This is a genomic window from Telmatospirillum sp. J64-1, assembly GCF_006980715.1.
Lineage (GTDB): Bacteria > Pseudomonadota > Alphaproteobacteria > Rhodospirillales > Magnetospirillaceae > Oleiliquidispirillum > Oleiliquidispirillum nitrogeniifigens.
In genome coordinates this window covers 76,828-97,541 of record NZ_SBHN01000006.1, presented here as the reverse complement: position 1 = coordinate 97,541, position 20,714 = coordinate 76,828, and the positions used below count along the sequence as shown (strand labels likewise).

General features: G+C 66.8%; 23 protein-coding genes. 11 read left to right on the top strand and 12 right to left on the bottom strand.

Annotated features, from left to right (window positions below; genetic code table 11):
• Window positions 1–69: 69 nt before the first annotated feature.
• Window positions 70–1,410 carry a TldD/PmbA family protein gene (locus EPD66_RS07560; RefSeq protein ID WP_142847890.1) on the top strand — a complete coding sequence of 447 codons (1,341 nt, stop codon included), beginning with the start codon at window positions 70–72 and terminating at the stop codon, window positions 1,408–1,410.
• 101 nt (window positions 1,411–1,511) lie between these two features.
• Here EPD66_RS07560 and EPD66_RS07555 read toward each other — a convergent pair whose 3' ends face one another.
• Genes EPD66_RS07555 through EPD66_RS07545 form a run of 3 tightly spaced genes read right to left on the bottom strand, consistent with a single transcriptional unit; the run spans window position 1,512 to window position 4,012 of the window.
• Complete coding sequence (locus EPD66_RS07555) at window positions 1,512–1,841, bottom strand: chorismate mutase (protein WP_142847889.1); 330 nt, start codon at window positions 1,839–1,841, stop codon at window positions 1,512–1,514.
• Between the two features lie 19 nt (window positions 1,842–1,860).
• Entirely contained in the window at window positions 1,861–3,228 is a 1,368-nt protein-coding gene (locus tag EPD66_RS07550) for a glutamate--cysteine ligase (RefSeq protein ID WP_142847888.1), read from the bottom strand.
• A 28-nt stretch (window positions 3,229–3,256) separates the two neighbouring features.
• Window positions 3,257–4,012: a 16S rRNA (uracil(1498)-N(3))-methyltransferase gene (locus EPD66_RS07545; protein ID WP_142847887.1), complete on the bottom strand. Its 756-nt coding sequence runs from the start codon at window positions 4,010–4,012 to the stop codon at window positions 3,257–3,259.
• 34 nt (window positions 4,013–4,046) lie between these two features.
• On the opposite strand from EPD66_RS07545, the gene ubiA reads away from it, so the two are divergent.
• The 3 genes from ubiA to EPD66_RS07530 all read left to right on the top strand — a co-directional run bounded on the left by ubiA (window position 4,047) and on the right by EPD66_RS07530 (window position 5,955).
• Window positions 4,047–4,973 (top strand): 4-hydroxybenzoate octaprenyltransferase, encoded by a 927-nt coding sequence (gene ubiA, locus EPD66_RS07540; RefSeq protein WP_370511868.1) that lies wholly within the window; start codon window positions 4,047–4,049, stop codon window positions 4,971–4,973.
• Window positions 4,970–5,620: a methyltransferase gene (locus EPD66_RS07535; protein WP_255448406.1), complete on the top strand. Its 651-nt coding sequence runs from the start codon at window positions 4,970–4,972 to the stop codon at window positions 5,618–5,620. Before ubiA ends, EPD66_RS07535 begins: the two co-directional genes overlap by 4 nt.
• A gap of 95 nt (window positions 5,621–5,715) precedes the next feature.
• A complete protein-coding gene (locus tag EPD66_RS07530; protein WP_142847886.1) occupies window positions 5,716–5,955 on the top strand; it encodes a hypothetical protein in 240 nt (79 codons plus the stop codon).
• Window positions 5,956–6,162: 207 nt separating this feature from the next.
• Here the strand turns inward: EPD66_RS07530 and EPD66_RS07525 are convergent, their stop codons facing one another.
• Both EPD66_RS07525 and xseA read right to left on the bottom strand, forming a co-directional pair.
• Window positions 6,163–6,984 (bottom strand): M23 family metallopeptidase, encoded by an 822-nt coding sequence (locus EPD66_RS07525; protein ID WP_142847885.1) that lies wholly within the window; start codon window positions 6,982–6,984, stop codon window positions 6,163–6,165.
• A complete protein-coding gene (gene xseA / locus EPD66_RS07520) occupies window positions 6,981–8,498 on the bottom strand; it encodes an exodeoxyribonuclease VII large subunit (protein ID WP_142847884.1) in 1,518 nt (505 codons plus the stop codon). Before xseA ends, EPD66_RS07525 begins: the two co-directional genes overlap by 4 nt.
• 56 nt (window positions 8,499–8,554) lie before the next feature.
• Here xseA and purD point away from each other — a divergent pair, with 56 nt between their 5' ends.
• Entirely contained in the window at window positions 8,555–9,838 is a 1,284-nt protein-coding gene (gene purD / locus EPD66_RS07515) for a phosphoribosylamine--glycine ligase (protein WP_142847883.1), read from the top strand.
• Here purD and EPD66_RS07510 read toward each other — a convergent pair.
• Window positions 9,835–10,725, bottom strand: a complete 891-nt coding sequence (locus EPD66_RS07510; RefSeq protein WP_142847882.1) for a DNA-3-methyladenine glycosylase — start codon at window positions 10,723–10,725, stop codon at window positions 9,835–9,837. The two genes, purD and EPD66_RS07510, sit on opposite strands and share 4 nt — an antisense overlap.
• 11 nt (window positions 10,726–10,736) lie before the next feature.
• Window positions 10,737–11,810 carry a bifunctional DNA-binding transcriptional regulator/O6-methylguanine-DNA methyltransferase Ada gene (gene ada / locus EPD66_RS07505; RefSeq protein ID WP_142847881.1) on the bottom strand — a complete coding sequence of 358 codons (1,074 nt, stop codon included), beginning with the start codon at window positions 11,808–11,810 and terminating at the stop codon, window positions 10,737–10,739.
• 326 nt (window positions 11,811–12,136) lie between these two features.
• Between ada and EPD66_RS07500 the strand changes: the two genes are divergently transcribed.
• Window positions 12,137–13,171, top strand: coding sequence for a cytochrome-c peroxidase (locus EPD66_RS07500; protein ID WP_142847880.1), 1,035 nt, complete (start codon window positions 12,137–12,139; stop codon window positions 13,169–13,171).
• A 9-nt stretch (window positions 13,172–13,180) separates the two neighbouring features.
• Here EPD66_RS07500 and EPD66_RS07495 read toward each other — a convergent pair whose 3' ends face one another.
• Together EPD66_RS07495 and EPD66_RS07490 are read right to left on the bottom strand one after the other, a co-directional pair.
• Window positions 13,181–14,080, bottom strand: a complete 900-nt coding sequence (locus EPD66_RS07495) for a mechanosensitive ion channel family protein (protein WP_185961299.1) — start codon at window positions 14,078–14,080, stop codon at window positions 13,181–13,183.
• A gap of 76 nt (window positions 14,081–14,156) precedes the next feature.
• Window positions 14,157–14,603, bottom strand: a complete 447-nt coding sequence (locus EPD66_RS07490; protein WP_142847878.1) for a nucleoside deaminase — start codon at window positions 14,601–14,603, stop codon at window positions 14,157–14,159.
• Between the two features lie 91 nt (window positions 14,604–14,694).
• Here EPD66_RS07490 and EPD66_RS07485 point away from each other — a divergent pair, with 91 nt between their 5' ends.
• From EPD66_RS07485 to rsmD, 3 genes are read left to right on the top strand one after another with little or no spacing between them, the layout of a single operon-like run.
• Window positions 14,695–15,411, top strand: a complete 717-nt coding sequence (locus EPD66_RS07485; protein WP_142847877.1) for a gamma-glutamyl-gamma-aminobutyrate hydrolase family protein — start codon at window positions 14,695–14,697, stop codon at window positions 15,409–15,411.
• Window positions 15,408–16,388, top strand: coding sequence for a pseudouridine synthase (locus EPD66_RS07480; protein ID WP_142847876.1), 981 nt, complete (start codon window positions 15,408–15,410; stop codon window positions 16,386–16,388). Before EPD66_RS07485 ends, EPD66_RS07480 begins: the two co-directional genes overlap by 4 nt.
• Window positions 16,363–16,911, top strand: coding sequence for a 16S rRNA (guanine(966)-N(2))-methyltransferase RsmD (gene rsmD / locus EPD66_RS07475; protein WP_142847875.1), 549 nt, complete (start codon window positions 16,363–16,365; stop codon window positions 16,909–16,911). Before EPD66_RS07480 ends, rsmD begins: the two co-directional genes overlap by 26 nt.
• A 183-nt stretch (window positions 16,912–17,094) precedes the next feature.
• Here the strand turns inward: rsmD and EPD66_RS07470 are convergent, their stop codons facing one another.
• Window positions 17,095–17,487 (bottom strand): cytochrome c, encoded by a 393-nt coding sequence (locus EPD66_RS07470; RefSeq protein WP_142847874.1) that lies wholly within the window; start codon window positions 17,485–17,487, stop codon window positions 17,095–17,097.
• A 62-nt stretch (window positions 17,488–17,549) separates the two neighbouring features.
• On the opposite strand from EPD66_RS07470, the gene nudC reads away from it, so the two are divergent.
• Together nudC and EPD66_RS07460 are read left to right on the top strand one after the other, a co-directional pair.
• A complete protein-coding gene (gene nudC / locus EPD66_RS07465; RefSeq protein ID WP_142847873.1) occupies window positions 17,550–18,413 on the top strand; it encodes an NAD(+) diphosphatase in 864 nt (287 codons plus the stop codon).
• A 23-nt stretch (window positions 18,414–18,436) separates the two neighbouring features.
• Window positions 18,437–18,784 (top strand): ATPase inhibitor subunit zeta, encoded by a 348-nt coding sequence (locus EPD66_RS07460; protein ID WP_142847872.1) that lies wholly within the window; start codon window positions 18,437–18,439, stop codon window positions 18,782–18,784.
• A gap of 38 nt (window positions 18,785–18,822) precedes the next feature.
• On the opposite strand, the gene EPD66_RS07455 is transcribed toward EPD66_RS07460, so the two are convergent.
• The gene (locus EPD66_RS07455) at window positions 18,823–19,365 is read right to left on the bottom strand and encodes a GNAT family N-acetyltransferase (protein WP_142847871.1); all 543 of its coding nucleotides are present in this window, start codon (window positions 19,363–19,365) and stop codon (window positions 18,823–18,825) included.
• Between the two features lie 203 nt (window positions 19,366–19,568).
• Window positions 19,569–20,642 carry an aminoglycoside phosphotransferase family protein gene (locus EPD66_RS07450; protein WP_142847870.1) on the bottom strand — a complete coding sequence of 358 codons (1,074 nt, stop codon included), beginning with the start codon at window positions 20,640–20,642 and terminating at the stop codon, window positions 19,569–19,571.
• Window positions 20,643–20,714: the final 72 nt, after the last annotated feature.

Sequence of the window (20,714 nt, the reverse complement as noted above, 5' to 3'; positions counted from 1 at the left end):
ATGGCTCTGGTGCTGTTGCATTTCCTGTTCGGGTCCTAACCTATTTTCGGAATGGAAGGAGTCCGAGACATGAGCGCCGATTCGCTGAACCTGCTGACCGACCTGATTGCCAAGGCCCGCGCCCGGGGCGCCGATGCCGCCGATGCGGTGCTGGTCAATTCCGCCTCCATGTCCCTGGCCTGGCGCCTGGGCAACATGGAACGCCTGGAACGGGCCGAATCGGGCGATTTGGGCCTGCGGGTCCTGATCGGCAAGCGCCAGGCCATGGTATCCTCGTCCGACCGCTCGGCGGCGGCCCTGGACGAGCTGGTGGACCGTGCCGTGGCGATGGCCAGGACGGTGCCGGAAGACCCGTTCTGCGGCTTGGCCGAGCCCGAGCAATTGGCCCGCGACCTGCCCGACCTGGATAGCTGCGATCCCCACGAGCCCTCGGCAGAGGAATTGGTGGAATGGGTGCGCACGGCCGAGGATGCCGCCCGCGCCGTGCCCGGCGTGACCAATTCGGAAGGCGCCGAGGCTGGCTGGGGCCGCTCGAACGTGGCCGTGGCTGCCAGCAACGGCTTCGCCAATGCCTATTCCGTCTCGTCCTGTTCCTACAGCGTCTCGGTGCTGGCCGGCGGCGGCGAGCAGGGGATGGAGCGCGATTACGACTATTCCGGCGCCGTCTATGCCTCCGACCTGCGCGACCCGGAAGAAGTGGGGCGCAATGCCGGACATCGCGCCGTGCGCCGCCTGGGCGCGCGCAAGATGAAGACCTGCACCGTGCCGGTGGTCTACGACCCGCGCGTGGCGCGCGGCCTGCTGAGCCATCTGTCCGGCGCCATCAGCGGTTCTGCCATCGCGCGCGGCACGTCCTTCCTGAAGGACAAGCTGGGCAAGAAGGTCTTCTCGGACCTGATCACCGTGGTCGATGATCCTCACCGCAAGCGCGGCCTGCGTTCGAAGCCCTGCGACGGCGAAGGCCTGCCCAACAAGCGGCGCAACATCATCGAGAAGGGCGAGCTGACCACCTGGCTGCTGGATCTGCGCTCGGCCCGCCAATTGGGCATGGAAAGCACCGGCCATGCCTCGCGCGGCACTGCCTCGCCGCCTTCGCCCTCGCCGACCAATCTCTATTTCGAGCCCGGTCAGGTGACGGTGCAGGAATTGATCGAGGATATCGCCCAAGGCTTCTACGTCACCGAATTGTTCGGCATGGGCGTCAACGGCCTGACCGGCGACTATTCCCGGGGCGCGGCGGGCTTCTGGATCGAGAATGGCGAGATCGTCTATCCCGTCAGCGAGGTCACGGTGGCGGGCAACCTGAAGGACATGTTCCTCAACATGTCGGCGGCCAACGACCTCGTCTTCCGCTATGGTTTCGACAGCCCGACGGTGCGCATCGAATCCATGACGGTGGCGGGGCTGTAGAGTTCCGGCTGGATAGAGAAAGGGGGGCGGAAAATTTCCCGCCCCCCTTTTTCATGGGTCGCCGCGCCAGCGGCGTCTCGAAGCTTGGGCAAGCGCCCGGGCTATTCCTTCACGGCCTCTTCGCTGCGGGTCCGGGCCCAAACGCTGTCCTCATAGGCGATGTAGCAGTCGATCATGGCGCGATAGATCGCTTCCATCAGGTCCGGATCGGCCTTGTGGCTTTCCGCCAGGCCGCGCACGCGGGTGGCGATGGCTTCGATGCGTTCGGGGACCACCACATTGGCGCGCGTTTCCTTGAAGCCGGCGGCCTGATGGACATAGCCGCTACGTTCGGACAGCAGCGCGACGATCTGGTCGTCCAGACGGTCGATATTGTCGCGAATCTCTTGCAGGCTGTTGCAGATCTTGGCGTTGCCGGGGGCGGCCGTCATGGGGCGGTCTCCTTTGGGGTCAGTAGGCAAGTTCGCGGAAGACGGGATCGACGCTTTCGTTCCAGCGGCCTTTCCAGGCTTCGATCAGTTCTTCGGCCGGGGTGATGCCGGTTTCGGCGGTGTGGCGCAAGGTCTTGAGGAAGACGGTCTCGTCGCGGTCGGTGCTGTTGAGGCGGTTACGGCGGCGCAGGCCTTCTTCCGAGATGTCCAGCACGCGCAGGGCGATGTCCTTCAGGCTGCCGTTGCGGAAGGGCGTCTGCAGGGCGCGGCGCGGAACCTCGCGGCGCAGATGGTCGTGCTCTTCCGGCGTCCAGTCCTTGACCAGGTCCCAGGCGGCGTCCAGGCAGTCCTGGTCGTAGAGCAGGCCGACCCAGAAGGCGGGCAGGGCGCAGAGCTTGCGCCAGGGGCCGCCGTCGGCGCCGCGCATTTCCAGGTATTTCTTCAGCCGCACCTCGGGGAAGACGGTGGTCAGGTGGTCCGCCCAGTCGCCCAGGGTAGGGATTTCGCCGGGCAGGCCGGGCAGGCGTCCTTGCATGAAGTCGCGGAAGGACTGGCCCGAGACGTCGATATATTTCCCGTCGCGATAGACGAAATACATCGGCGTATCGAGGACGTAGTCCACATAGCGCTCGAAGCCCATGCCCTCTTCGAAGACGAAGGGGATGATGCCGCAGCGGTCGGGATCGGTGTCGGTCCAGATATGGCTGCGATAGCTGAGGAAGCCCGACGGCTTGCCCTCGAGGAAGGGCGAACTGGCCCACAGCGCCGTGGCGATGGGCTGCAGGGCCAGCGAGACGCGGAACTTCTTCACCATGTCCGCTTCGGAGGCGTAATCCAGGTTCACCTGCACGGTGCAGGTGCGCAGCATCATGTCCAGTCCCAGCGAGCCGCGCTTGGGCATGTAGTCGCGCATGATCTTGTAGCGGCCCTTGGGCATCCAGGGCGTGTCCTCGCGCGTCCATTTCGGCTGAAAGCCCATGCCCATCAGGCCGATATTCAGGGGCTGGGCCACGGCCTTGATCTGGCGCAGATGCTCGTTCACCTCGCGGCAGGTCTCGTGGATGGTTTCCAGCGGCGCGCCGGAGAGCTCCACCTGACCGCCCGGCTCCAGCGTGACCGAGGCACCGTCGGGGCGGGTCAGGGCGATGGGATTGCCGTTCTCGAAGACGGGTTCCCAGCCGTATTGGCGCAGGCCTTCCAGCAGCGCCCTCACGCCGCGCTCGCCCTCATAAGGCAGCGGACGCAGGTCGTCCAGGGTATAGGCGAACTTCTCGTGTTCAGTGCCGATGCGCCACGAATCCCGGGGCTTGTTGCCCGATTCCAGGTATTCGACGAGTTGCGCCTTGCCGGTGATGGGCTCACCGCTCGGTTTGGCCGGTGCGGACATAGGGGTGCAAAGACCTGTCTTATTGCGATCAGCGGAAAGCGGGACGATCACGCCAGTCGCCGCACCAGGCCTGGAGACAGGCCAAAGCCGCGAGGGCAGCGGTATCGGCACGCAGAATGCGCGGTCCCAGACCGACCGCGGTAGCAAAAGGCAGATCGCGCAAAGCGTCAAGCTCGGATTTGGCGAAGCCCCCTTCGGGGCCGACCAGGACGGCCAGGGATTGGCCGTCCAGCCCGCTTGCCACCTCCGCAATCGGGGCGCCGCCGCCGGTTTCGTCCATGTAGAGAAGGCGGCGCGTGGGGTCCCAATCCGCCAGCAGCTTTTCCAGGGATTCGGGAGGCAACAGCCTGGGAATGCTCAGCCTTTCGCATTGTTCGGCGGCTTCCCTGGCATTCGCAGCCAGACGCTCGGAATTGACCCGCTGGGCGACGGTGTGGCGGGTGAAGACGGGCCCCAGGGCGGAGACGCCGAGTTCGGTCGCCTTCTCTACCACGAAATCGGTCGCATCCTTCTTCAACGGCGCGAAAAGCAGCCACAAATCGGGCTCGGGGCGCTGGGGGCGCAATTGCTCGGCCGGGTGCAGGCTGCCGCCCGATTTCGTCAAAGCGGCGATCTCGGCCCGCCATTCGCCGTCGCGGCCGTTGAAGACCGCCACCTCTTCCCCGGCCTTGGCACGCATGACGGTGTTCAGCCAATGGGCCTGGTCGCGCCCCAAGGCCACTTCCATCCCTTCGGAGAGGGGGGTATCGACGAAAAGACGAAGTTTTGGAGAGGTCTGTGCCATTGGTATCGCTTGAGCCGGTTGCGGAGCCTCCGCTATGTATAGCGTCATGAGCGGCACAAGAACATTGCGCGGCGACATGCCGCTGGACGGCTGGGTCGACCGCTGGGCGCCCGCGCCCCTTCGCCCCTATCTGAAACTGATGCGCCTGGACCGGCCCATCGGGACATGGCTGCTGCTGTTTCCCTGCTGGTGGAGCATCGCCCTGGCCAGTCAGGGAATGCCGGATCTGTGGCTGATGGCCCTGTTCGGCATCGGCGCCCTGATCATGCGCGGCGCCGGCTGCGTCATCAACGACATCGCCGACCGCGATTTCGACGGCAAGGTGGAACGCACCGCCGCGCGCCCGATTCCCAGTGGCCAGGTTTCGGTGAAGCAGGCGCTGGCCTTCCTCGTCCTGCTGCTGCTGCTGGGCTTGCTGATCCTGGTGCAGCTCAACCCCTTCGCCATCGCCCTGGGGGCGGCTTCGCTGCTGCTGGTGGTGCCTTATCCCTTCATGAAGCGCATCACCTGGTGGCCCCAGGCCTGGCTGGGCCTGACCTTCAACTGGGGTGCCCTGCTGGGCTGGGCGGCGGTGACCGGCGGGCTGGGCTTTGCGCCGCTGCTGCTTTATATTGCTGGCCTCTTCTGGACCCTGGGCTATGACACCATCTATGCCCATCAGGACAAGGACGACGACGCCCTGATCGGCGTGAAGTCCTCGGCCCGCAGGTTGGGCGAGGCGACCATGCCCGCCGTCACCGTCTTCTATCTGGTGGCGCTGGCCCTGATCGCCGCCGCCGGCTGGGTTGCCGGGCTGTCCTGGGTCTTCTTCGTCTCCCTGGCGCCCGCCGCCGCCCAGCTGATGTGGCAGGCGCGTACCATGAAGATCAACGATTCGCCCGATTGTCTGGCGAAGTTCAAATCCAACCGATTGTTCGGCTGGCTGCTGCTGGCGGCCATCCTGGCGGGGAGCCTTATTTGACCATTGCCGATCCGGCGGAGTTCATCCGCAGCCATACCGTCGTGCTGGCGCCGCCGGCCGTGCCCGAGATGCGCCTGCATCTGGCGACCGAGCTTACGCCCCTGTGGCTGGCGACCGAAGAGGAGATGGAGACCCAGGGGCTGCCGCCGCCCTATTGGGCCTTCTGCTGGCCGGGAGGGCAGGCCCTGGCCCGGCATATCCTCGACCATCCCGAACTGGTGCGCGGGCGCAAGGTGCTGGACTTCGCCGCCGGCGGCGGGGTCTGCGGCATCGCCGCCGCCCTGGCCGGGGCCGACCGCGTGGATGCCGCCGAGATCGACGGCTTCTCCGTCGCCGCTTTGCGCCTGAATATGGCGTTGAACGACGTGAAGCTGAACATCCTGGCGCAGGATGTGATTGACCAATGGGGAAGCTGGGATGTCATCCTGGCCGGGGATATCTGCTACGAGCGTGCCTTGGCCGACCGTGCCATTCCCTGGCTGCGCAGCCTTGCGGCGCGCGGCGTGCCGGTGCTGCTGGCCGATCCCGGGCGGGCCTATCTGCCCCATCAGGGGCTGGTCGAGCTGGGGCGCTATGCCATTCCCACCAGCAAGGAAGTGGAAGACCGCGAAGTTTGCGACACGAAGGTCTATCGCCTGATGCCGTGACCGTTCGGGGCGGTTGTGACAAAAGGCGGGCATGGCTTGACCCTGGGCCCTTTGTCATCAAAATCGTGGTTCATTTATTCCTTAGAGGAAGCACGATGACCTTGTCCAAGCGCGTTACCGCCCCCCTGGCCGCTCTCTCTCTGCTGGCCCTTGGTGCCTGCTCGAACATGAGCGACATGGAACAGCGGATGTTGTCCGGCGGTGCCCTGGGCGCGGCCGGCGGCGCCGCCGTTACCGCTGTGGCCGGCGGCAGCCTGGTGGGCGGCGCCATCGTCGGCGGTGCCATCGGTACGGCGGCCGGTTACCTGACGGCACCGAAGAACCAGCGCCGCTGAGAATAGGATGCCGAGGGCTCTGCCCTCGGCGCTCCCGTCAAGAGGCATGGCCTCTTGGAATTCCTTAAATCTATTCGTCACCCCCGCGAAAGCGGGGGTCCATGCTGCGGCGCAATGGATTCCCGCTTGCGCGGGAATGACGACTCAAAAAGGGGATACAAGGGCCGAGGCCCTTGGCGGGCCTGGGCAGAGCCCACATTTTTCCGCTTACTGTCCCACCACCGGCAGGACGTCCAGCACGGTTTCCGGGTCCAATCGGACATCGCCCAGGGTCACGCCCCAATGCAGATGCGGTCCGGTGGCGCGGCCCGTGGCGCCGATGGCGCCGATGACCTCGCCGCGCGCGACATGCTGGCCTTCGGTAACAGTGATTTCCGAAAGATGGGCATAGACGCTGTTCAGGCCCTGGCCGTGATCGATCAGCACGGTCATGCCGGTATAGAACAGGTCGGGATGGGCCATCATCACCACGCCGGGGGCGGCGGCGAGGACCGGCGTGCCGGTGGGGGCGGCGATGTCGACGCCGGAATGGGGCGCGCGGGGTTCGCCGTTCAGGATGCGCTGGCTGCCGAAGACGCCCGACCGGCGGCCCTCGGCGGGCTGGGCGAAACCTTCCTGCCAATAGGCGGTATCGACGCTTTGGGCGCGGGCCTTGGCGACCAGGGCGGATTCCGCGCGGATGCGCTTCAGCAATTCGGGATCGGGCGTCACCTGGGATTGCGGCAGGCCGTCGATGCGCTGGATGTCCCAGTCCCGTTTGGCGATGGTCAGTTCCACGCGTTCGGGCGGCTGGCCGGGAGGGGTGATTTCCAGCACGGCCTGGGGCGCGGCATCACGGGCGAAGCCCAGCAGGAAACGGCCGTCCGGCCCCACCGTCACGGGTTTGCCGTCCAGATGGACCTGGGCGGCGGGATCGGTCTGGCCCACTAGCAACCCGCCCTGCTCGGCCCGCCCTTCCAGCACGGGGGCCGCGAAGGCGGGCGCGGCGGCGAGAAGGGCGAGGAGTGCAAGGCCGGTCGTCTTCATCATAAAAGGCTTCCCTGATCGTCGTCCGAGGATGTGCTGCTCTTGCCGCGCCGGGGCCGCTTGAGCGGCGCCGAGGACTGGACCAGGACCGGCAGCGAACCGTCGCTGAAATGGACGGTCAGCGCCGAACGGCTTCCGGCATCGGCCCGTGTGGTCACGGCCTGACCGTCGTTATCTTCCACATAGGCGAAGCCACGCGCCAGCACCCCTTTGTAGGAATAGCTTTCCAGAAGTTTACCCACGCCCGAAAGCGCGGCCTCTCTGTCCGAAAGAAGGCGCCGGGGGCTGTTTTCCAGCCGCCCGCCTAACTGGTCGAGATGCAGGCGGAAGCGTTCGATATAGGCCTCGGTGGCGGCGCGCTTGGCCTTCAGGGCGGCATCCATGGCCGCCGACAGGCGTTCCAGCTTGTGCGTCGCCTCGGCCAGCTGCTCGCGCGGATGCTTCAGGTGGGCGCCCAGCCGCTCGACCTCGGTCTGGCGGCGTTGCAGCAGGTTGGGCATGGCATTGGCCAGGCGTTCCGTGCGATCGTCCAGGCGCTGGGCCATGTCCTCGATGATGCGGCGGGGATTGGGCAGGCCGCGCGCCAGCCCTTCCACCCTCAGGCGCCGCTGGTCGAGGCCGCGTCCCATGCCGCCGGTCAGCCGCGCGCCCAGGTCGCCGACCTGGGCCAGCAATTCCAGCCGCACCGGCACCGCCTTTTCCGCCGCGCCGGTGGGCGTCGGGCAGCGCAGGTCCGAGGCGAAGTCGATCAGCGTGGTGTCGGTCTCGTGCCCCACGGCCGAGATCAGCGGGATCTCCGATTCGGCCGCCGCCCGCACCACCACTTCCTCGTTGAAGGCCCACAGATCTTCCAGGCTGCCGCCGCCGCGCGCGACGATCAGCACATCCGGACGCGGCACCGCGCCGCCCGGCGGCAGGGCGTTGAAGCCGCGGATGGCGGCGGCGACCTGTTCCGCCGCGCCCTCGCCCTGCACGGCCACCGGCCATAGCAGCACATGACGCGGGAAGCGGTCGGCCAAGCGGTGCAGGATGTCGCGGATCACCGCCCCGGTGGGCGAGGTGACGACGCCGATGACATTGGGCAGGAAGGGCAGGGGACGCTTGCGCGACGGGTCGAACAGGCCTTCGGCGGCCAGCTTGCGCTTGCGTTCCTCCAGCAGCTTCAGCAGCGCGCCTTCGCCCGCCAGTTCCATGCTCTCGATGACGAGCTGGTATTTCGAGCGGCCGGGATAGGTGGTCAGGCGGCCCGTGACCACCACCTCCATGCCGTCCTCGGGCTTCAGCCCCAGCCGCATGGCCTGGCCGCGCCAGCAGACGGCGTCGATCACCGCGTCGGCGTCCTTGAGGCTGAGATAGAGATGGCCCGAGGAATGGCGCTTGAAGCCGGAGATTTCCCCGCGCACGCGGACATGGGCGAAGCGGTCCTCGACGGTGCGTTTCAGCGCCTGGGACAACTCGCTGACGGAAAGGGCCGGCTGGTTGTGCTCGGCCTGGGAGGGGATTTCATTTCGGGTCATGATCTCGCCCATATTTATGGTACAAACCGCCCGAGCGATACAATGGAGTTCCTGGGATGAAAGTGCTGGTGGTCGGTTCGGGTGGCCGTGAACATGCCTTGTGCTGGGCGATCAAGTCCTCGCCCCTGTGCGAAGAATTGTTCTGCGCCCCCGGCAATGCCGGCATCGCCGATGTCGCCACATGCCTGCCGGTCAAGGCCGAGGATGTGGACGGGCTGGTCCGTCTTGCCAAGGACAAGGCCATCGATTTCGTCGTCGTCGGCCCCGAGGCGCCGCTGGTCGGCGGCCTGGTGGACCGGCTGGAGCAGGAAGGCATCAAGGCCTTCGGCCCGCGCGCCAATGCCGCCATCCTGGAAGGCTCGAAGGGCTTCACCAAGGACCTTTGCGCCAAATACGACATTCCCACCGCCGCCTATGGCCGTTTCGACAGCGCCGAGGCCGCCAAGGATTTCATCCGCCGGAAGGGCGCGCCCATCGTGGTCAAGGCGGACGGCCTGGCTGCCGGCAAGGGCGTGATCATCGCCCAGAATGTGGACGAGGCCCTGGCGGCGGTGGATGCCATCATGACCGAACGCAGCTTCGGCGAAGCCGGGGCGGAAGTGGTGGTCGAGGAATTCCTGGACGGCGAGGAGGCCAGCTTCTTCGCCATCGTGGACGGCGAGACGGCCCTGCCGCTGATCGCCGCCCAGGACCACAAGCGCGTCGGCGACGGCGATACCGGCCCCAATACCGGGGGCATGGGCGCCTATTCTCCGGCGCCGGTGGTCGACGACGCCATGCAGGCCCGGATCATGGACGAGATCATCCTGCCGACCGTGCGCGGCATGGCGGCCGAGGGGCGCCCCTTCAAGGGCGTGCTGTTCGCCGGGCTGATGATCAACGACCAGGGGCCCAAGCTGATCGAGTTCAACACCCGCTTCGGCGACCCGGAATGCCAGGTGCTGATGGCGCGGCTGAACTCCGACCTGCTGCCGGTTCTGATCGCCGCCGCCGAGGGCCGCCTGGGCGAGGTCGAGCTGAGCTGGTCCGAGCATGTGGCGTTGGTGGTGGTGATGGCCGCCAAGGGCTATCCCGGCAGCTATGAGAAGAACACGGTGATCGGCGGGCTCGACGCCGCCGGTGCGGTCGAGGGCGTGACCGTCTTCCATGCCGGTACGGTGCGCGGCGAGGACGGCTCCATCCGGGCCGTCGGCGGGCGTGTCCTGGGCGTGACCGCGATCGCTTCGACCGTGGCCGAGGCCCGAGAACAGGCCTACAAGGCGGTGGACCTGCTCGACTGGCCGCAGGGCTTCTGCCGCCGCGATATCGCCTGGCGCGCTTTGGAGCGCGACCGGGGCTAAGGATTCAGGTCCTTCTGCATCGCCCAGAGATGGGCGGCGATGAGGGCGCGCCAGGGGGTAAAGGCGGAGAGCCATTCTTCCGCCTGATCCTGGGTGATCTTTTCCGGAGCCCCCAGCAGCGCCTGCAGGTTGCGGCGGACGGCGACATCGCCGTGCAGCGAGCCGTCCAGCCAGCCGAAGCCGCGCAGCAGCGCGTAATTGATGGTCCAGGGACCGATACCGCGCAGGAGCGAAAGCTGCGCGCGGATTTCCTCGACGGGCAGATGACGGAGCCAGCGATCCAGGGGCAGCGCTTCGTCGCGGACCCCCTGGCTGAGGGCCAGCAGCGTCCTGGCCTTGGCCTGCGAATAGCTGGCCTGGCGCAGGTCTTCCTCGCTCATCGCCGCGATGTGGACGGCGTCGGGATGACAAAGCAATCCGCTCGAATGCCGCAGGCCGGCGCGCTGGATCAGCTTGCGGCGGAGCGACAGCGCCGCGCCGACGCTGATCTGCTGGCCGGAGATGGCCCAGGTCAGGGCCTCGAAGGGCGTGGCGGCAAGGGGGACCCGCAGCCCGGCATTGCGCGCGACCAGGGGACCGATCTGGGGATGGGCGCGGAAGGTCGCCTCGAAGTCCTCGACCCGCTGCGTCAGGCCCAGCATGCGCCGGACCATGCCCTCCAATGCCGCCGGGTCCTCGTCCCTGGGCGGGCCGTCGACGGACAGTTCCGCCTCGGCCTGATCGGGATGTAAGCGGATCGTCAGGCAGGCGGGCCGTCCGGTCCAGGTCAGGCCTTTCCGCAGGACGTCCCCGTCGACCCTCTCGGCCAGCATGAGCGGGTCCCGCCTGTGAAAGGCGAGGATGTCGTTCGGGCGGAAGCCCGGCGGAAGCTCGACGGTTATTCTCATCCCCGTGCCTTCTATTCCTCGGCTTCCCGTTCCAGCAGGCTGCGCTTGCGCTCGACGCCCCAGCGATAGCCTGACAATTCGCCGTCGTTGCGTACCACGCGGTGGCAGGGAACCGCCACCGCCAGGGGATTGGAGGCGCAGGCGCTGGCGACGGCCCGCACCGCCTTGGGCGCGCCGATGCGTCGGGCGAGTTCGGTATAGCTGACGGTTTCGCCCGGCGGAATATCCCGCAAGGCCTGCCAGACGCGCTGCTGGAAGGCGGTGCCGCGCAGATCCAGCGGCAGGTCGAGGCCGAGCCTCGGGGCCTCGACGAAGCCCACCACCCTGGCCACCACCTCCGCGAAGGCCGGATCATCCCCGGTCAAATGAGCGAAGGGGAAGCGGTCTTGAAGATCGCGGGCCAGGGCATCGGGGTCGTCCCCCATCAGGATGGCGCAGATGCCGCGCTGGCTCTGGGCCACCAGGATCGCGCCGAGGGAGCATTGCGCGATGGCGAAGCGGATCTGCATGTCCCGTCCGCCGTCGCGGTAGCGCCGGGGCGTCATGCCGAGGATCCGGTCCGCTTCCGCATAGAAGCGACCGCTGGAATTATAGCCCGCATCATAGATCGCCTCGGTCACCGTGCCGCTCCGCCCCAGTTCCGCCTGGAGGCGTTTCTGGCGGGCCGCCGCCGCATAGGCCCGGGGCGTCAGTCCCGTGACGGCCTTGAAGAGGCGGTGGAGATGGGACGGGCTCATCGCGGCCTGTTTCGCCAGCTCCGCGAGGCGGGGCATCTCGTCCGCCGCTTCGATCCGCCGGCACAGCGCGGCGATCCGGGCGGCCTGCAGGGCGGATAAGGGGGGCTGATCCGGGCGGCACCGCTTGCACGGGCGGAAGCCCGCGGCCTCGGCCGAAGCGGGCGTCGGATGGAATTCCACGTTCTCGGGCCGGGCCGGGCGCGCCGTGCAGGAGGGGCGGCAATAGATACCCGTCGTCCTGACGGCATAGACGTAGCGGCCGTCCGCCCCCGGATCGCGGGCCATCACTTCCGCCCAGCGGGGATCGCTGCTGGTCTGCGTAGCGCGGCTTTCGCTTCTCTGGGCCATGGTCTTGCGTCCTTCCAACCTTCAGGGAAATCACCAGGGAAAGGCTAGCCCGCCCGGACGCCGGGGACACTCCGAATCTTGCTTTCTAATCCGGCCGTGGCCGCCGTCTTGCCCCCAAGCGGGGAGCGGTCATCTTAACCTTTCGTGAAAATGGTTTTTTATCCACTCCATTTGTACGGTTTTGCTTTTCCATAATGTCTCTAAGGTCTATCCTAAGGGTGCGGGGGTCCCCGCCCATCCTGACCATTCCGGCTATTCCGAACCGGCAGGATCAGGAACCCGAAGGTCATTTCCTCCCTAGGCCTTTGGATTAAGAGGAGATCGAAATGAGACACCTGATCGCATCCTGTCTCGCCATGGTGATTGCCTTCCCGGTTGCGGCCTATGCGCAGCCGGATTTGCGGGCCCAGGCACAGGATTTCTTTGAACCGATTCCGACCTCCCTCCCGGAAGTGGCTGGCAATGCCATGACCCCCGAGAAGGTGGAACTGGGGTTGAAGTTGTTCTTCGAGCCGCGCCTGTCGCGTAGCGGCATCATCAGCTGTAATACCTGTCATAGCGTCGGCACCGGCGGCGCCGACAACGTGCCGACCTCGATCGGCCATGGCTGGCAGAAGGGGCCGCGTAACGCCCCGACCGTGCTGAACGCCGTGTTCAACACCGCCCAGTTCTGGGATGGCCGCGCCGAGGACCTGCGCACCCAGGCCGCCGGCCCGATCCAGGCCAGCGTCGAGATGAATTCCACCCCCGAACGGGTGATCACCACGCTGAAGAGCATCCCGGCCTATGTGGAAGAATTCTCCCGCGCTTTCCCGCGTGACAAGGACCCGGTGAACTTCAATAACGTAACCGTGGCGATCGAGGCCTTCGAGGCCACCCTGATCACCCCCAATGCCCCCTTCGACCTCTGGCTGAAGGGCGACGACAACGCCCTGACCGACGAGCAGAAGCAGGGCCTGGCGCTGTTCATGGATCGCGGCTGCGTGGCCTGCCATGCCGGCATCAATGTCGGCGGCGACGGCTACTTCCCCTTCGGCGTGGTGGAACGGCCCGGTGCCGACATCCTGCCGCCGGATGACCGCGGCCGCTTCACCGTGACGGAAACCGCTGATGACGAATACGTCTTCCGCGCTCCGTCGCTGCGCAACGTTGCCCTGACGGCTCCCTACTTCCACAGCGGTGGGGTCTGGGATCTGGAACAGGCCGTTGCGGTGATGGCCTCCGCCCAGCTGGGCACCGAGCTGAATGAAAACGAGATCAAGCAGATCACGGCTTTCCTGCACAGCCTGACCGGTGATCAGCCCCGGGTCGTGTATCCGGTGCTGCCCCCCAGCACGCGGGATACTCCCCGTCCGGAATAAGCCCCAGGCTTAGATCGGGAGAAGAGAGGCGGTGGCTTTGGCTGCCGCCTCTTTTTCTTTTTGTTCCCGCTGCCAGGACTGGATCACCGCGACGGCGGCGCGGATGGCCTGCTGCTCGATGGCGATGGCTTCGTGGGTAGGCAGGAAGGCGGTGGTGGCCAGTTTCAGGCGGCCTTCATTGCTCATGGTCAGGCGGAAGACCGGATCGACGCCCGGAATGTCCAGCCCGGCCCGTTTCTCGATCAGCGCGTTATAGCGCCGCGCCACCTCGATATGCGGCGCCATTGCCGTGTCCAGGGCCTGGCGGATGGCGCCTTCGACCTTCTCCGGGGGCAGCCCGCCCTCGAAGACCACGGAGAAGCTGTGGAAGACGTAGCGCTTGAAGAAATTCTCGTTGCGGGCCGGCGCGGTCAGGAAATTGCTGTTGGGGATGACCACGGTGCGGCCGGTGAATTCATAGGACGAACCGTCGGAATAGACTTCCTGCACGGTCACGGACAGCAGGCTCTGGTCGATCACTTGGCCGCGCACGCCGCCCACCTCCACCCAGTCGCCGACGGAAAAGGCGTTGGACGAGGTGCGCAGGATGCCGCCGCTCAGGCACAGGATCAGTTCCTTGGTGGCGACGATGAAGGCCACCACGAAGGCCGTCAGCGACAGGGCGAAGGTGCGCAACTCCGGCGCCCAGATCAGCAGCAGCCCGAAGGCCAGGACCAGCGACAGGGCGTTCTTGACGTTGGACAGGACCCGCCGCCGGTGGTCCGAGATGAAGTCCCCGCCCGAATGCATGGCGCGTATGACCAGACGGCGCAGGACCAGGATCACAAGCGTCAACAGGGCCGAGGCGACCAGGGCATTGGCCGCAACCTTCGAGATCAGGTCGGGGACATACATGATTTCGCCAAGCATGGTGGAAATGCCTTCGTGACTAATCGAACGGTCTTGCCATTCCTTTAATGACAGGACTGCGAAAAAGGGGAAAGCCTCAGCGCCGCGCCCGGAAGAAGGTCCGCAGGATTTCCGCCGCCTCGGCCTCGGCGAAGCCGCCATAGACCTCGGGGCGGTGATGGCAGGTGGAGCGCTCGAAAATGCGCGGCCCGTGGTCGATGCCGCCGCCCTTGGGATCGTAGGCGCCGAAATAGACCCGCCGCAGCCGGGCGAAGGAAATGGCGGTGGCGCACATCGGGCAAGGCTCCAGCGTCACATAGAGGTCGCAGCCTTCCAGCCGGGGCGAGCCCGCCAGGCGCGCGGCGGCGCGCAGCACCAGGATTTCGGCATGGGCCGTGGGATCGAACAGTTCCTCGACCCGGTTGCCGTCTTGCGCGATGACCCGGCCGTCTTGCACCAGCACGGCGCCCACGGGCACCTCGCCGCGCGCGGCGGCGGCGCGGGCTTGCTCCAGGGCCAGGGTCATGAAGGACGAATCGGACATGCAGGCTGTTTACCCGATCCTCATCCCGCTCGCCTAGCATGCTTATTCGGGCGTTGCCCCTGATCCCGTCGCATCGTAGAGTTCGGCCATCATGACAAGCCTCCCTTTGATCGGCATCACCCTGGACAGCGAAGAACCCGGCGGCTACTCGAAAATGCCGTGGTACGCCCTGCGCCAGAATTACTGCGATTCCATTTCCCAGGCCGGCGGCCTGCCGGTGGCCCTGCCCCATGAACCCGATCTGGCCGAGGCCTATCTCGACCGGATCAAGGGCCTCGTCATCACCGGCGGGGCCTTCGACGTGGACCCGGCTTTGTTCGGCGCCGAGACGCGCCACGAGACGGTAAAGCTGAAATCCCGCCGCACCGCCTTCGAGCTTGCCATCGTGCGCGGCGCGGTCGAGCGCGACATGCCGGTGCTGGGCATCTGCGGCGGGCAGCAATTGCTCAACGTCGCCCTGGGCGGCACGCTGATCCAGCATATTCCCGATGAAGTGGCCGATTGCCTGGCCCACGAGCAGCCCAATCCGCGCACCGAGCCCGGCCATGACGTGGTGGTGACGGAAGGCACGCTGCTGCACCGTATCGCCGGAAAGACCCGTATTCCGGTCAATTCCGCCCATCACCAGGCGGTCAAGGCCGTGGCGCCGGGGGCGGTGGTCGATGCCGTCGCCGATGACGGCGTGATCGAAGGCATCGAAATGCCGGGCAAGCGTTTCTGCCTCGGTGTGCAATGGCACCCGGAATACCATATCTCTCCTGCCGATACGGCGCTGTTCGACGCCTTCATGAAAGCCTGCCGCGAATGAGCGAAGACAACGCGTCCCAGGACAAAGGCGCCCAGGAGAAGGGAGAGCGCATCGCCAAGCGCATGGCCCGGGCCGGGCTGTGCTCGCGCCGCGATGCCGAACGCTGGATCGCCGAGGGCCGCGTCGCGGTCAACGGCAAGCGCCTGGACAGCCCCGCCGTGGTGGTCGATGACGGTGATATCGTCACCGTGGACGGCAAGCCCGTCGCCGCGCCCGAACGCACGCGCCTGTTCCGCTATCACAAGCCGGCGGGTCTCGTGACCTCGCACAAGGACCCGCAAGGGCGTCCCACGGTCTTCGACGAATTGCCCGAAGGCCTGCCGCGCCTGATCTCGGTGGGGCGTCTCGACCTCAATTCCGAAGGCCTGCTGCTGCTGACCAATGACGGCGAACTGGCGCGCAAGCTGGAATTGCCCGCCACCGGCTGGATCCGCCGCTATCGCGTGCGCGTCTTCGGGCAGGTCGATCCGGAAAAGCTGGCCGAGCTGGAAAAGGGCATCACCGTCGATGGCGTCAGCTACGGCTCGATCCATGCCACGCTGGACCATCAGCGGCCGTCCAATGCCTGGCTGACCGTCTCGCTGCGCGAGGGCAAGAACCGCGAAATCCGCCGCGTGATGGATTTCCTCGGCTGGCGGGTGACGCGTCTGATCCGCGTCTCCTACGGTCCCTTCCTGCTGGGCGCGCTGGAGCCCGGCATGGTCGAGGAGGTTCCGCCCCGTGTCCTGCGCGAGCAGATCGGCCTCGGCGCCGACAAGACGCCCGAGCAGAAGCGCGCCGAGCGCCTGGCCCGCGAAAAGGCCGCCCAGCCCGAAACCCCGGCCAAGAAGGTCCGCCCCTCGACCCCTTCGGCCAAGCGCGCGCTGAAGCTGATCGAGGAAAGCGAGACCAAGGGGCGGCGCGACCGTCACAAGGACCGCGCCAAGTCTTCTTCTCCAGGCGGCAAGCCCCATGCGAATCGTCGGCGGCCGTCATAAGGGACGGGCGCTGACCGCCCCGCAAGGCATGGAGACGCGCCCGACCTCGGACCGGGCGCGGGAATCCCTGTTCAACATCCTGGCCCATTCCGGCGAGACGCCGCTCCAGGGCGCGCGGGTGCTGGACGCCTTCGCGGGATCGGGGGCCTTGGGCTTCGAGGCCCTGTCGCGCGGCGCGGCCCAGGCGATCTTCCTCGACACCGCCCCGGCGGCCCTGTCGGCGATCCGCGCCAATGCGGCCACGCTGAAGGAAAGCCCGACCATCCTGCGCGTGGATGCCACCAATCCGCCGCCCGCCCCGGCGGCCTGTGACCTGGTCTTCCTCGACGCGCCCTATAACAAGACCCTCTCCGAACCGGCCCTGGCCTCCCTGGCCGCGAAAGGCTGGATCGCGCCCGATGCCGCCTGCATCGTCGAGGTCGCCGCCCGCGAGGATTTCTTCGCCCCGCCCGGCTTCGAGGAATGGGACCGGCGCAGCTACGGCGCGGCGAAGGTGATCTTCCTGCGCTGGGTTGGGGTGTGACAGAGGGATAGAGAGGATCTGGGCTCCGCCCAGACCCGCAAAGGACCTCGGCCCTTTGATCCCGCTTGTTTCGTCACTCCCGCGAAAGCGGGAGTCCATCTCGACGCCGGAAGATGTTGAGGCAGGATGGATTCCCGCTTTCGCGGGAATGACGAAGACATCGAGAGACTCTCTTGAGGGTGGTCAGCGCCCGGCGGAACCCATGTCTGTGCCCCCAAAATCTCTTCCCCTTATCGGCAGGGCCCCCGTCTCGCGCATGTCGCTCAGATAGGCGATGACGGCCTCGATCTCGCGGGCCGACAGGGTCAGCGGCGGCATGCCGCCATGGGGGCGGGCGAGGAAGGCGCGGATTTGTGCGTCGCTGCGGTTCTGGGCGATCTGGGCGAAGGTGGGGGCGGCGTCGGTGCCTTGGGCGGGCTGGCGCAGCACATGGCATTGCACGCACCAGCGCGCGGCGATCTCGCCCCCTTCGACGGCCAGCAGGCTGGGCGAGGGTGTCCGTTCCTGCGCGGCGGCGGGCAGGCTGCCAACGAATCCCCCCAGGATCCCCAGGGCCAGAAACAGAAATTTCATCATTCTTCCATCCTAAAGCCTCAGGACAGGCTTTCAACGGAGCAAAGGAAAGCTATGCTGGAAGGATGAGCAGCATCATTTTCGCCAGCAACAGTCTGGACCGCGCGTCCCATCTCCGTCCCCAGGCCGACCGCCTGATCCATGATCCCCAGGCCCGTATCCTGCCGTTCTGGCAGCTGAAGATCCCCTTGCGTGACGGCATCCTACAGTGGCTGCCGCCCTCCGAGGTGGCGGAGCAGGGCTTGGCGGTCTTCCTCGGCATGGCCGAGGGGCGGCCCCATTTCGCCGTGGAGATTCCAGGCGAGACGCCACCGTCCTGGGGCGAATGGACGGAAGTCCGCATGGCCAGCAGTCAGGTCCGCGCCGACGAGGCGGGCATCCTGGCCCAGGCCCGCGCCCTGCTGGCCTGGCATCAGCGCCACCGCTTCTGCGCCAATTGTGGCGTCGCCACCGATCCCAGCGAAGGCGGCACCACCCGGCTTTGCTCGGCCTGCGGCACCCGGCACTTCCCGCGCACCGATCCGGCGGTGATCATGTTGGTGACCGAGGGCGACCGTTGCCTGCTGGGCCGTTCGGCGAGCTTTCCGCCCGGCCAGTTCTCGGCCCTGGCGGGCTTCATGGAACCGGGCGAGACCATTGAGGCGGCGGTGCGTCGCGAAGTCTGGGAGGAAGCGGGGGTGACCGTGGGCGAGGTGAAGTATTTCGCCTCGCAGCCCTGGCCCTTCCCGGCCTCGCTGATGATCGGCTGCTTCGCCCAGGCCCTGGACGCCACCATCAGCCTGAACGACGCCGAACTGGAACAGGCCATCTGGGTAGACCGCGCCCAGGCCGCCGAAATGCTGGCCCGCGCGGGCAGCGAAGAGTCACCTCGGCTTCCCAACGCGACCGCCCTGGCGTATCATATGGTCAGGGCTTGGTTGGAGCCTTGAACTGCAAGGAAGGAGGACGGGCCATGACCGACTTCATCCGCACCATCGACGCCAAGGGCAGCACCAGCCAAGCGAAATTCGTCAACGAACGGGAAGCCGAGTTCTGGGTGCGTGCCCGTCGCAACCGCCTGCTGGCGGAATGGGCCTGCGGCCTGACCGACGAAAGCAGCCAGAACTATCTGAAGGTCCTGCTCGACATCGATTTCGCGAAGGCCGGGGATCACGACCGCGAGGATTTCCTGCTGGTCAAGATCCGCAACGACCTGATGGGCTTCGGCGTTTTCCTGCCCCTCAGCGAGATCCGGGACATGCTGGAACGCTTCGAGGAACAGGCGCGACGAGAGAAATCAGAGGCCGCCCTGGCCGCCTGAACGGCCTTTGAGCTTGAGCGGACGGGGCCGCAGCGCAGTCACGAGGTTTCGCGGGGCAGCCTGTCCCCCGGCCCGAGGCTGCGCTGCATCAGCACGGTATCGAGCCAGCGCCCGTGCTTCCACCCGACCGAGCGCAGGGTGCCGATGGGCTCGAAGCCCATGCTTTCATGCAGCCGGATCGAGGCGAGATTGGCCGAATCCCCGATCACCGCGACCATCTGGCGGAAGCCGCGCGCCTCGGCCTCCTCGATCAGGCGCGCCATCAAGAGCCGGCCGAGGCCCAGCCCCTTGCAATCCTCGCGGACATAGACGGAATTCTCGACCGTCGCGCCATAGGCCGGGCGCGGGCGATAGGGACCGGCATAGGCGTAACCGGCCACTTCCCCCGCCAGCTCGGCGACGCAGTAGGGATAGCCGCCTTTCAGCAGGGCGGTGCGCCGTGCCTCCATCTCCGTCTCGCTCGGGGGATCGAGTTCGAAGGAGGCGGTGCCGGTCCGCACGGCATGGGCGTAGATCGCCGCGATGGCGGGAATGTCCCTGGCTTCGCAGGGACGCAGGACCGGAACTTCGGAAACGGACATGGGAGGCAGCCTCGGCCGGATGGAAAGGCCGGTATCATGCAATGCCCGCGTCCTGCGGAAAAGCCTCTGCTTCATGGGCGAGGAAGACTGCCGAGTGCTTGCCTGCCCTGCGGAGAAGCCGTGCCCGGCATGCTGTGGGTTTATATTTGCCCTCGCCGGGCGGGCGCGTCCGCGGCCTCAACGGCCGCAGGTCGCAGCATCCGTCACATTTGACGAATGCCGCTCCAGTCATGGGCGCGGCGGATGATGCGCATCCAGTTGCGCGCGGCCTGGAAGGCGCGGGCGCGGGCGGCTTTCCCCTGCTGCCGGTCCGTCACGATGCTGAGGTGATAGAGCAGCGCCCCGGCCAGGGCGTTCGAAGCGCCCGCCGTCCAATAGGCGGCGCGGATGTCCGGTGTAAGGCTGCGTTCCATCCCGAAAGCCGAGAGATAGGTGGCGAACAGCCGGTCATGGATGCGTTGCGCCTCGGCGTCCCAGAAGCAGAGGGATTGCAGCCAGGAACTGACATCCTCCAGCGGCGAGCCCGGACGTGCCCGGCCCCAATCGATGAGGATCGCCTGGAAACCGCCATTGCGCTGGCGCAGCAGGGCATTGCCGGGATGCACGTCGCCATGGATCGGCCTGCATCCGAAGGGCTGCTCGCAGAGAAGCTGGCGGCGCAAGGCCGGCAGGGCCAGGATGACCCGCTCCAGCGCGCGGATGTGGCGGCCCAGCGCGGCATATTCGGGATCACGGCGGCATTGGTCGAGCACGGTCCAGGTGGTCTCGGCCATGTCCGCGAGTTCCGCCTCGTAATTCCAGGCCGGCAGGGCTTGCGCCGCATTCCTGGTGGCGGCATGGAAGCTGCCCAGGCGGTGCATCACATCGGCGCTGGCCGCTTGATCCTGCCAGGGCCAGGCCCTGATCCGGCGGATGGCTTCGAGGAAGATCAGCGCGGAATCCGGCCCCAGCGACTCGACGGCCAGCAGTTCCGGCGCGATCTGCACGGCATGCGCCGCCACCAGCCTTTGATAGACCAGGGCCTCGCGTGCCGCCCGGCCGTCCAATTGCTTGACCACGACACGCAGCATGGTGGGGCGGTTCCGGGGAGTGCGATAGCGCGCCGTGACCAGGGCGACCTCGGTCGCTTCCGCCCCGCCGCCAAGGCGTTGTCGGTCGATGATCAGGTCCTGCGGAAAGCTGCCGGAGCGGGCGGCGATGATGTCTCCGACGGTCTGGCGGATTGTCTCGTCGATATCCATGCTCTTGGAGTCTGGAAAGGCCCGGAGCGTATTCAAGGCCGTTTCCCTTTTCGGGCGCCCTACCGCGAAAGTTGAACTTCTGGGGCAGCGTCATGAACCGTCCCGTGC